The organism is Deferrisoma sp. (genome assembly GCF_054681715.1).
Genome location: NZ_BAAHFQ010000096.1, coordinates 1 through 12,271, shown reverse-complemented (window position 1 = coordinate 12,271; position 12,271 = coordinate 1). Strand labels below are relative to the sequence as shown.

Sequence of the window (12,271 nt, the reverse complement as noted above, 5' to 3'; positions counted from 1 at the left end):
CCACGGTGGACGCCGACGTCGGCCCCGACGTCTCCTTCACCAACGCCGCCCGGGTGGACCACTTCTACTCCCTCCCCTCGGCCGACGACCCCACCGAGGCCGTGCGAAAGGACTACGGCACGGTCGGGCCGGTCACGGCGGAACCCCTCACCACCCAGACGGTCACGGACATCGCCGTGCTCGGGCCCGAAACCGCCTCGGTGGGCGAAACGTTCCGGTACACGATCCTCGTGCCCGCCACCCCGGTGAACGTGACCCTCTACGACGTGGAGGTCGCCGACGAGGTTCCGGCAAACGTGGTCGTGACGGCGGTGGACGTGGGCGGGGACGTGGTGGGCGACCCCGCCGGCGCCCCGTTCCACGAGGGCAACCGCGTCGGGCTGACCCTGCCGGCCGTCGCCCCGGGGGGACAGGCCCGGGTCGAGGTGGAGGTCCGGGTGAGGGACGTGCCGGAGAACGCGGACGGCGTCGTGTTCGCCAACGGGGCGCGGGCGAGCGTGCGGGACCGGTCCGGCGGGACGGTCGTCGCCACGCTCACCGCCCCGGACCACGAGGTGCGCGTGGTGGAGCCCGACCTCGTGCTCGCGAAGACCGGGCCCGAGACCGTGGACCTCCTCACGCCGGCGGAATACGTGCTTGAGATCACGAACCGGGGCACCGGGCCGGGCCGGCCCACGGAACTGCGGGACGTGCTCCCCGAGGGCATGCGCCGGAGCGAGCCCGGGGTGGCGGCCGTGGAGCGGATCCCCGCCTCGGGCGACCCGGCACCCCTGGCGCCCGGGGACTACCAGGCCGAGTACGACCCGGACACCGGAACCCTGACGCTCCGGATCCCGGACGGGGCGGCCGAACTCTTCCCGGGCGAGGGCCTCCGGGTCCGGTACCTCGCCCGCCTGGACCCCGGGAGCGCCGACGGCCTGTCCCTCACCAACACCGCGCGCATCGCGGCCTACGCGAGCGGGGTGCCCGGCGGCCCGGACGTGCGCGCGTACCGGCCGGACCCGGCGGCCGGTACGCCCGATCCCGGCGACGACCACCGGGCCGACCACACCGCGACCTCCCGGGCCCCGGTGGTGCGGGCGACCCTGGAGGTGGACGCGGCCGAGGCCTCCCCCGGAACGGCCCTCCGGTACACGGCCCGGCTTCGAAACGACGGCCCGGTGCCCGCCACCGCGGCAACCTTTGCCTGTGCCCTGCCCGGGGAGTTCGAGCCCGGGTCGGTCGTGGAACTCGCGGCCACGGCCGGCGAGACCCAGGCGCCGGGAGACGACCTCGAGGTCCGGGTCACCGGGATCGAGATCCCGGCCGGCGGAGAGGTGACGGTGTCGTGGAGCGCCCGGCTCGTGCCGGCCCTTTCGTCCGGCACCGTGGTGCGGGTGCAGGGGACCCTCGAGGTGGCCGGGTTCGAGGAGCCGTTCCTGACCGACTCGGCCGCGGCGGCCGACGACGACGGTGAGGAGACGGGGAACGAGCCGGCCGACCCGGCGGACGACGACCCCACCCTGACCCGGATCCACTCGTCCCCCCGGCTGGTGCTCCAACTCACCGCGGATACCGGCGGCCGGGCGGTGCTGCCCGGGGACACCCTGACCTACACCTTCACCCTGACGAACACCGGCGACGAGCACGCCCGGAACGTGCGCCTGCGGTCGCCGGTTCCGGCCGGCACCACCTACGTGCCCGGCAGCACCGTGCTCTCGGGCGCCCCGGTCGCGGCCGGGCGGGCCGCCGCGGACACCGCGGTGCCCGTGCCCGACGCGGCCGGCGGGTTCCCGCTGGCCGACGGGATCCCGGTCCAGGCCCCGGGCCGCCCCGAGGGCCGGGTGGAGCGGGGTGACGTGGTGCGGGTGTCGTTCCGGGTCACCCTGGACCCCGACCTGGCCAACGGGGCCGTGCTCTCGGCCCAGGGCGAGGTGCTGGGCGAGGGCGAAGGGTCCGGGCCGGCGCGGCCCGTGCCCAGCGACGACCCCGAGACCTCGGTCGATCCCGACCCCACCCAGGTGGTGGTGGGCGACGCCCCGGCCCTCGGGGCGGTCATGACCTGGGAGGCCCCCGAGGGGGTCCCCGTCTCCCCCGGCGATCCCGTGGAGTACACCGTGGTGGTGCGCAACGGGGGAGTCGCGGCGGCCCGTAACGTCCGGTTCACGAATCCCCTGCCGGCGGCCCTCGGGTACGAGGCCGGAAGCCTCACCCTCGACCCCGACGGCGACGGGGAGGCGGTCGCCCAACCCCTCGCAGACCCGGGGGCGGGGGAGGCCCTCGCGGCGGCCCTGGGGGACCTGGACCCCGGCCAGGAGGCCGTGATCCGGTTCCGGACCCGGGTCGCCCCAGACCTTCCCGCCGGAACGGTGATCGCCGTCCAGGGGACCGTGTCGGCCGACGGCGTGGCCGAGGTGGCCACCGATGCCGACCCCGACCCGGAGAACGGCCGGCAGCCGGCCCGCTTGACCGTGGGGAACGTGGCCGCCCTGGTGGCCTCGGCCCGGGCGGTGGACCTGAACGGCGGCCGGGTAGAACCCGGCGACACCCTGGAGTTCCTCCTCGAGGTCGCCAACGTGGGGGCCCGGCCGGCCGAGGCGGTTTCGGCGGTGCAGCCCACCGCCCCGGCCGGGGCGGAGTACCTGCCGGGGACCACAACCCTGAACGGCGCCGTCCAGCCCGACCCCGGGCCCGGCCGCTCCGCCCTGGACGAGGGCCTCGACCTCGGCGACCTCGGGGCCGGGGAAACCGTCGCGGTGCGGTTCCGGGCCCGGGTCACCGCGGCCCCGGGGGATGCCATCGAGACCCAGGCCACCCTCTATCGCGACGGGGCCCCGGCGGCCCTGAGCGACTCGGCCCTGGACGACGGGGTCGAGGCCGGTAACGACCCGGCCGACCCCAACGACGACGATCCGGTCCGGGTGCAGGTGGGCGCCCGGCCCTCCCTGGCCGCGCTCGCCGGGGAGGCCTGGCGCGACCTCGACCACGACGGGGCCCGGGACGCCGGCGAACCCGCGGCCGAGGGCTGGGCGGTGGAACTCCTCCAGGGCGAGACCCTGGTGGCCACGACCGCCACCGGGCCCGACGGCGCCTACGCGATCGGCGGAATCCCGCCGGGTTCCGGGTACGAGGTGCGGTTCCGGCACCCCGTCACCGGCGTGGTGTACGGCGGGGCCCGGTCGGCCTCTCCCGAGGCCGACACCCGGGAGGGCACGATCCGGGGCCTGACCCTCCGGCCCGGCGTGACGACCCCGGGGCAGAACCTGGCCCTGGACCCCTCCGGGATCGTGTACGACTCGGTGGAGCGCGTGGCCGTGGAGGGCGCGGTGGTCCGGCTCGAGGGCCCGGCCGGGTTCGACCCGGACCGCCACCTCCTCCCGGGCCAGCAGGACCAGCGCACCGGCCCGGACGGGGCGTACCGGTTCGACCTCGTGGGGGACTTCCCCGCGGGCGAGTACCGGCTCCAGGTCACCCCGCCCGGGGAGTACGTGCAGCTCTGGCCTTCGGGCATGGTGCCGCCCCGGGCCGAACCCCTCGACCCCACGGGCGGCCCGGACCCCTACCAGGTTTCCGAGGCCGAGGCGCCGCCGCCCCCGGGAGAGGACGGCCGGTACCACCCCGTACTGGCCCTCGCCCCGGGCGATCCCCCGGTGGTGAACCACCACCTTCCCGTGGACCCGTTCGTGGACGGGGCCCTGGTGGTGCGAAAGACCACCCCCGTGGCCGAGGCGAGCCGGGGCGACCTGGTGCCCTACACGATCACGGTGCGAAACACCCTGCCCACCCACCTGTCGCACATCGACCTGGTGGACCTGCTGCCCCCCGGCTTCAAGTACGTGGGCGGATCGGGCCGGGCCGACGGGAACCGGGCCGAGCCGGTGCGCGAGGGCCGGCAGGTGATCTGGAAGGACCTCAGCTTCGGGCCCGAGGAGGAGCGGGAGTTCCGGCTGGTGGCCGTTGTGGGCGCCGGCGTGGGCGAGGGCAAATACGTCAACCAGGCGTGGGCACGGCACGGGCCCGCCAACCGGGTGCTCTCGAACGTGAGCGAGGCCACGGTTAGGGTGGTGCCCGACCCCACGTTCGACTGCGCCGAGGTGATCGGTCGGGTGTTCGACGACCGCAACGCCAACAGCTACCCCGACGACGGCGAACCGGGACTTCCGGGGGTCCGGCTGGCCACGGCCCGGGGGCTCGTGGTGGAAACGGACCCCTTCGGCCGGTTCCACCTGGCCTGCGTGGCGGTGCCCGACGAGCGGGCCGGCTCCAACTTCGTGCTCAAGGTGGACGAAACCTCCCTGCCCCTGGGCTACCGGCCCACCTCCGAGAACCCCCGGGTGGTCCGCCTCACCCGCGGCAAGGCGGTCAAGGTGAACTTCGGGGCCGCGATCCACCGGATCGTGCGGCTCGAGGTGGCCGAGGCGGGCTTCGAGCCCGGCACCGACCGGCCCGGGCCGGAGTGGCAGGTCGCCCTGGCCGAGACCCTCGAGGCGCTTCGCCAGGGGCCGGCGGAGTTGCTGGTGGCCTACCTGGCCCGGGACGACGAGGCGCCGGAACTCGTGCGGGCCCGGCTCGGGGCCGTGGCCGAGCGGGTGGGCCGGGCGTGGCAGGAACGCGGGGAGCCCTACCCCCTCGTGATCCACCGGGAAACCGCGAAGGTCCGGCCGCTGGAGCCCGGGCGGCCGCTTCGGCCGTTCGCCCTGAGCGCCGACGGTGACCCCGACCGGCCCCGCATCGCCTACCCGGTGTGGGACCAGAGGGAGTGCGAACTCGCCCTGGCCCGCCACGACATCCAGATGCGCTACGATCCCCTGCGGGCGGAAAAGCGGCTCAACGTCACCGCCTGGCCCTCCCCGGCCCGCCCGGGCGAACCGGTGCGGTTCGCCGCCTACTGGAACTACGGCGCCTGGGTGCGGGGGGCCGAGGTGCGGATCTTCCGGGACGGCGATTCCCCGCGGGCCGAGCCCCTGGCGGTGGCGCCCGTGGGGGCCGACGGCCTGGCCACCTGGGTGCCCCCCGCCGGGGCCGGCCCCCGGGTGCGCTACGTGCTGCGGGTGCGGGACGGGGCCGGTCGGTTCGACGAGACCGAACCCCAGGAACTCCAACTCTCCGCGGCCGCGGGGGCGGCCGATCCGGGGGAGGCCGGGCTTTTCCGGGGCTACGGGGAAAACCGGATCGCGGTGGACACGAGCCCCGTCGAGGGCGGCACGGTGACGGTGAACGGCCGCGGCCTCGCGCCCGACCGGATCGTCCGGTTCATGGGCCGGTCCGTGCCCACCGACCCCAACGGGGACTTCGTCCACGAGGAGATCGTGCCGGCCGGGCCCCACGAGATCCGCCTGCGGCTCCCCGGGCCCGACGGCGGCGAGGCCGAGTACCGCCGGACCCTCTACATTCCCCAAAACGGCTGGTTCCTCGTGGGGATCGCCGACCTCACGGTGGGCCAGAGCCGGGGCACCGGCCCCATCGAACTCGTGACCGCCGACGACGACGCCGAGCGCAAGATCACCGACCCCACCGGCCGGGTGGCGTTCTACCTCAAGGGCAAGATCCGGGGCGACGTGCTCCTCACGGCCAGCCTCGACACCGGGGAGGGCAAGCTGGAGGACCTCTTGTCGAACCTGGACGACCGGGATCCGCGCCAGCTCCTTCGCCGCCTGGACCCGGACCGGTACTACCCGGTGTACGGGGACGACAGCACCACCACCGAGGACGCCCCCACCCAGGGCCGGCTTTACGTGCGGCTGGAGCAGGGGGAGTCCCACGTGCTGTGGGGGAACTTCCACGCCACCCAGACCGAGACCGAACTGGCCCAGGTCGAGCGGAGCCTCTACGGGGCCAAGCTCCACTGGGTGTCGGACGCCACCACCTCGTTCGGCGAGCGCCGGATCACGGTGGACGGGTTCGCGGCCGATCCCGGCACCCTTTACGCCCGGGACGAGTTTCGGGGCACGGGCGGGTCGCTGTACTACCTGCGGCACCAGAACATCACCGTGGGCTCCGAGAAGGTGCGGGTGGAGGTGCGCGACCGGGACACCGGGCAGGTGCTCCACCTGACCCGGCTCGCGCCCGACCAGGACTACGAGATCGACCCGATCCAGGGCCGCATCGTGCTGACCGAGCCCCTGCCCTCCACCGCCCCCGACGGGTTCGCGGTGCGCGACCGGGACCTCGCCGGGAACCCGGTGTACCTGGTGGTGGCCTACGAGTACCCGCCCACCGGCGTGGACACGGACGAACTGGCCACCGGCGGCCGGGTGTCGGCCTGGGTCACCGAGCGGCTCCGGGTGGGGGTGAGCGGGAGCCGGCAGGACACGACCGGCGAAATCCGCGACCTGGTGGGCGCCGACGTCACCCTGCGCCACTCCGCCGGCACCTACGTGAAGGCCGAGGTGAGCCGGAGCCGCGGCCCCGGGGGCGACGAGAGCGGCTCGCCCGACGGCGGGTTCACCTTCGGGGGCGGCGCCGTCGCGGCCCCGGGCGACACCGAGGCCTCGGCCGGTCGGGTCGAGGTGGCCCTGGACTTCGCCGACGTGGATCCCGAGGGGCCCGCCGGGAAGGCCACGGCCTACTGGGAACTCCGGGAGGCCGGGTTCGCGGCGCCGGGCCGGCAGACCGCCCGCGACACCACCGAGTGGGGCGTGGCGGCGGATATCTCCCTCTCGGAGACCTCGGGCCTGCGGGCCGAGCACGACGCCCGGGAGGAGGCCGGCGGGGAGTCGAGCTGGGTGACCCGCGCCGACCTTACCCAGCGGATCGCCGAGCGGTGGCTGGCCACGGTGGGCCTGGGCCGGGACGAGCGCCGGGGCGGCACGGGCCAGGCCGACACCCGGGGGGTGCGCTCGGACCTCGCCGGCCAGCTCGAGTACGCCCACCCGGCCGGGTGGGCCCTGTACGGGTTCGCCCAGACCACGGTGGAGCGCACGGGCGACCGGCTCGACAACGACCGCCAGGGGGTGGGCGGCCGGGCCCGGATCGGCGAACGGCTCACGCTCTCGGCCGAGGCCTCCGGCGGCGACGGCGGGTTCGGGGGCACGGCCCAGGCCGACTACGCCGTGACCGACCGCACGCAGCTCTACCTGAGCTACCAACTCACCACCGACCGGACCGACGGGGGCTCGGGGGCGCGGCAGGGGAACCTCACCACCGGCGGCCGGACCCGGTTCACGGACACGACGAGCCTCTACGCCGAGGAACGGCTCACCCACGGGGACGCCCGGTCGGGCCTCACCCACGCCTTCGGGGTGGACTTCGCCCCGGACGAGGCCTGGGCCTTCGGGTTCGGCGCCGAGGTGGGCACGCTGGAGGAGCGAAACGCCGGGCGGCTCGACCGCAGGGCGGCCACGGTGAGCGCCGGCTACCGCCGGGAGGGGGTCAAGGCCTCGTCGTCCATCGAGGCCCGCCGGGACGAGTCGGACGCCGAGACCCGCACCACCTGGCTCATGCGAAACGGGCTCACGTACCGGCTGGACGACGACTGGCAGCTGCTCACCAAGTACAGCTTCTCGGTGAGCCGGAGCAGCCGCGGCGAGTTCTACGACGGCGACTTCCGGGAACTCGTGGTGGGGTTCGCGTACCGGCCGGTGCGCCACGACCGCCTGAACGCCCTGGTCAAATACACCTTCTTCGAGGACCTCCCCTCCCCCGGCCAATTGGCCGTGGAGAACAGCCAAGCCGCGTTCTCCCAGCGAAGCCACGTGTTCTCGGCCGACGCCACCTACGACCTGGTGCGGTGGCTTTCGGTGGGGGGCAAGTACGGGCTACGGCTCGGGGAGATCCGGCCCGAACGGGACCGGGGCGAGTGGTTCTCGAGCACGGCCCACCTGGCCGTGCTGCGGACCGACCTCCACCTGGTGCGGCGGTGGGATGTTCTGGTGGAGGGCCGATGGCTCCACGTCGAGGAGGCCCGGGACACGCGCCGGGGCGCCCTGGCGGCGCTCTACCGCCACGTGGGCCGGAACCTCAAGTTCGGGGTGGGGTACAACTTCACCGACTTCTCGGACGACCTGACCGACCTCTCCTACGACGACCGGGGTTGGTTCGTGAACCTGGTCGGCAAGTTCTAGCCCGTCCTCCCGGGGTGGCGCGCCGGGCCGTGGGATGCCCCTGCCTTCTTTGGTACCCTATGGGGCTTTCCTAAAAGGAGGAGCGCGATGGGCGAGCCGTTTCCCGTCACCGCCCGGATCGAGGTGCGCTGGCGCGACATCGATCCCCTGGGCCACGTGAACAACGCGGTCTATTTCACCTACTTCGAGATCGCCCGGGCCCGGTTCTACGAGGAGGTACTGGACGCCCGGGGCATCGAGGACATCGACTTCCTGGTGGCGTCGATCCGGTGCGACTACCTCTCGCCGGTGGTGTACGGCGAGGCGGTCACCGTGGGGATCCGGGTGGAGTGGGTCGGCCGCACGAGCTGGGCCTTCGCCTACGAGGCCCGGGCCGGCGACGGTCGGGTGGTGGCCCGGGCCGAGAGCGTGCAGGTGCGCTTCGACCACGCGGCCGGCCGCCCCAAGCCGTTGGACGCTGACTGGCTCGCCCGGGTCGCCAAGGCCCAGGGCGCGATGCCCCCACCGAAGCCGGATCCGTGCGGACGTTAGGACGTGCGGACGGGAGGACGGGAAACCGTGCGGACGCTAGGACGTGCGGACGGCTGAACTGCCGTGGGTCGCAGGTCGTGGGTCGTAGGTCGCAGGTCGTAACAGCCGGACGACCGACGACGAACGACCTGCGACCCACGGAGGTTCACTCGACGAACGGCAGTCCCCCGATTCCCGGCCGTCGGGCGTCCTACCGTCCTACCGTCCTACCGTCTCACCGTCCCAACGTCCTACCGTCCCAACGTCCGCCGGCGGAAACCGCATGGCCGCCATGAACCGGTCGCGGAACGCGGGGAGTCCGGCGAGCCCCAGGTGCTCGAGGGAGCGCACGGCGCGGCGCAGCCGCCCCCGGGCCCCGGCGTCGCGGAGGAGGGCCTCGCAGCCCCCCTGGCTCGTGTTGCCGGCGAACTCCACCCGGTCCGCCAGGCCCGGGGGCAAAAGCCCGATGCGCTCCAGGCCCCCGGGCCAGAGGTGAAGGCCGAACCCGCCGGCCAGCACCACCCGCCCGAGGTCCTCCGGCCCCAGGCCGGCCGCGTCCAGCAGGCAGTCCACCGCGGCCCGGATGGCCCCCTTGGCGAGCTGCACCTGCCGCACGTCGGCCTGGGTCAGGAACACCCCGTCGGCCAGATGCACCGCGGGCTTGCCCTCGTACTCCCCCAGGCGATCCCGCAGGGCGGCCGGCCCGGCGTACTCCCCCGGCCGGAGCACCCGGCCCCTCGTGTCGATCACCCCCCGGTCGAGGAGCACCGCCACGGCGTCCAAGAGACCGCTACCGCAGATCCCCCGGGCCGGTCCCCCCCCGATCACCTCCACGGTCAGGTCCCGGCCGTCCCAGCCCACCCGCTCGATGGCGCCCGCGGCGGCCCGCATGCCGAACCGGATGCCCATGCCCTCGAAGGCCGGCCCGGCCGCGGCCGAGGTCACGAGCCGGCGCACCCCCGTCGTCAGGGCCACCTCGCCGTTCGTGCCCACGTCCAGGAAGAGTTCCGGCCGCCGGGCTCGGAAGAACCCGGTGACCCAAAGGCCCACGGTCACGTCGCTTCCCACGAAGGCGTGGGCCACCGGGGGCAGGTAGAGCCGGGCGGCCGGGTTGGCCCCGAGGCCCCAGGGCCGAAGCGACCGGGCCGCCCCGGTGCGCAGCCGGTGGCGAAACGGCGCGTGGCCCAGGGGGGATGGGTCCTCGCCCACGGCCAGGTGGAGCATGGTGGTGTTGCCCCCCACGACCATCTCCAGGATCTCCTCGGGCTCCACCCCGGCCTCGCGGCAGCAGCCCGCCACGAGGTCCCGCACGGCCGAGCGCACCGCGTCCCGAAGGGCCCGCAGGCCCTCCGGCCGGCTCCCCACGAGGATCCGGCTCACCACGTCGTGGCCGAACCGGGTCTGGGGGTTCCGCCCGCTCCCCACGGCCAGCCGCTCCCCGGAGGACAGGTCGAGGAGCGACACGACCAGCGTGGTCGTACCGAGATCGAGGGCCACCCCCCGGGGCCGCCACGCCGCCTCCCACCGGGAGAGCGGCCGGGGCCGCCCCCGGCCGAACCGAACGGCCCACCCGTCTGCGGCCCGGAACACCCGGACCGCGGGCCGCACGGGGGCGCCGTCCCCTCCCGCCGCGGCCACGACCCGGAGATCCGACTCCGGAGGGCGGGCCGGCTCGACGCGCCAGCCGTCTTCCGGCGCGAGCCGGCAGGCCAGGCGGACGCCGTCGGCCGCCTCGGCCGCCGAGAGCTTCTCGTGGGGAGTGGCCGGCACCTCGTCCGCGGCCCGGACCCGCACCCGGCACCTCCCGCACACGCCCTTCCCCCCGCAGGGCGCCTCCAGGTCGATCCCGGCCCGGCGAAGCGCGTCCAACAGGCTCTCGCCCCGGCGAAACGCGATCCGGCGTTCGCCGGGGGTCCAAACGAACTCGGGCATGGGGTGCTCCTTGCAAGCAACTTTCTGCTGGGACGCTGGGAGGCTGGGACGCTAGGACGCCAAAATCCTTTGTGATTCCAGCGGCAACGGCTCTCCCAACCCGTGGGAGCGGCTGCCGTATCGGGGGCCAGGATTCAGAGGTCAGAGGTCAGGGAACCCCCTGTCCTCTGTCCTCTGTCATCCGTCCACCGACCCCCGCCACGGAATCGGCTTGCAGGTTTCGGGCCCTGGGGGAGTTCCGCGGCCCAGAGGCCGCGGCCCGGCAAACGCCAAAAATTTTGCCGCAAACCCTTTTTCCCTTTTCCTCCCGTGCCGCCAAACATTTTGCGTCTTTGAACAGGGGCCGGCCCGACCTCCGAACCGGGCCTGTAGCATTTTTCCAAGTCGTATCCATGGGTTGCCGAACAAAGCCTCCTTTTCCCGGATCGGGGGCACGGCCCTTGCTCACCCTGCGGCCGAACATCCATCCCCCCACCCCCTAGGAGGTTTGTCATGCCCGACTCTCGAACCCCCTCCACCCGGCCGTACGACCCGGTCACCTTCTGGGTGTCGGCCGCCGTCACCGTGGCCTTCGTGCTGTGGGCCGTGGTGGCGCCCACGTCGTTTTCCAACACGATCAACGCGGTGTTCTCCTGGACGACCACCCAGTGGGGCTGGCTCTACCTGCTCACGGCCTTCCTCCTGGTGGTGGCCTCGTTCCTGCTTCTCGTCACCGACTTCGGGAGCATGCGCCTCGGCAAACCCGACGACCGGCCGGAGTTTTCCAACTTCTCCTGGTTCGCCATGCTCTTCGGCGCGGCCATCGCCGCGGGCATCATCTTCTGGGGCCCGGCCGAGCCGGCCTACCACTACATGACGCCCCCGCCCTACTTCGGCGGCGAACCCAAAACGACCGAGGCCGCCGCCAACGCGATGACCCAGTCGTTCTTCCACTGGGGGCTTTCGGCCTGGGCCATCTATCTCATGCTCACCGTGCCCCTGGCCCACGCCTGCTACACCAAGAACCTGCCGTTCCGGTTCTCCAGCGCCTTCTACTATGTGCTGGGCGACCGGATCTTCGGAACCTGGGGCAAGGTCCTCGACATCTTCGCCGTGTTCGCCACCCTGGGCGGCCTGGCCACCACCACGGGCCTCGTGGCCCTGCAGATGAAGAGCGGCATCCAGTTTGCCTACGGGTTCGACGTGGGCACCGTGGGCACCTACGTGATCATCGGACTCCTCACCGCCGTGTTCACCCTGGCCGTGTACACCGGCCTCGAGAAGGGCGTGAAGCTGCTGGCCGACTGGCGCATGTACGCCACGATCGTGGTATGGCTCTTCGTGTTCCTGGTGGGCCCGACCCGGTACTTCATGGACCTGTTCACCAACAGCCTCGGCCAGTACCTCCAGAACTTCCTCGGCCTGAGCCTCTACACCGAGCCCGGGGTCGCCGAGAAGTGGACCGGCGCCTGGACCGTGTTTTACTGGGCCTGGTGGATGAGCTGGGCGCCCTTCGTGGCCATGTTCATCGCCCGGATCTCCAAGGGCCGCACCATCCGCCAGACCGTGGCCGCCACCCTGATCCTGCCCACCCTGGCCGACTTCCTGTGGTACGCCGTGATCGGCGGGGCCGGGATCCACTGGGACGTGACCCAGACCATCACCGACCACGGGGTGGAGAGCGCGATTTTCGCCATCGCCCAGCACCTGCCCCTGACCCAGGTGCTCACCGTGGGGCTCGTGGTGCTCGTGGGCGTGTTCGTGCTGACCAGCGCCAACTCCGCGGCCATGGCCCTGGCCATGTTCGT

Annotated in this window: 4 protein-coding genes; 3 read left to right on the top strand and 1 reads right to left on the bottom strand. The window is 73.5% G+C overall.

From position 1 onward, the window contains the following. Nucleotides 1-53 precede the first annotated feature (53 nt). Both ACY0I8_RS12560 and ACY0I8_RS12555 read left to right on the top strand, forming a co-directional pair. Nucleotides 54-8,042, top strand: a complete 7,989-nt coding sequence (locus tag ACY0I8_RS12560) for an SdrD B-like domain-containing protein (RefSeq protein ID WP_461395022.1) — start codon at nt 54-56, stop codon at nt 8,040-8,042. An 87-nt stretch (nt 8,043-8,129) separates the two neighbouring features. Then, nucleotides 8,130-8,573 (top strand): acyl-CoA thioesterase, encoded by a 444-nt coding sequence (locus tag ACY0I8_RS12555; RefSeq protein ID WP_461395021.1) that lies wholly within the window; start codon nt 8,130-8,132, stop codon nt 8,571-8,573. 198 nt (nt 8,574-8,771) lie between these two features. On the opposite strand, the gene ACY0I8_RS12550 is transcribed toward ACY0I8_RS12555, so the two are convergent. After that, nucleotides 8,772-10,484 (bottom strand): ASKHA domain-containing protein, encoded by a 1,713-nt coding sequence (locus ACY0I8_RS12550; protein WP_461395020.1) that lies wholly within the window; start codon nt 10,482-10,484, stop codon nt 8,772-8,774. 492 nt (nt 10,485-10,976) lie between these two features. Here ACY0I8_RS12550 and ACY0I8_RS12545 point away from each other — a divergent pair. Further along, on the top strand, nt 10,977-12,271 hold a 1,295-nt coding region (locus ACY0I8_RS12545; protein ID WP_461395019.1), incomplete at its 3' end, for a BCCT family transporter.

Excerpts from the sequence above, each read along its gene's own strand:
- ACY0I8_RS12555 (WP_461395021.1), top strand. The coding sequence starts at position 8,130 with ATGGGCGAGCCGTTTCCCGTCACCGCCCGGATCGAGGTGCGCTGGCGC.
- ACY0I8_RS12550 (WP_461395020.1), bottom strand. The coding sequence starts at position 10,484 with ATGCCCGAGTTCGTTTGGACCCCCGGCGAACGCCGGATCGCGTTTCGC.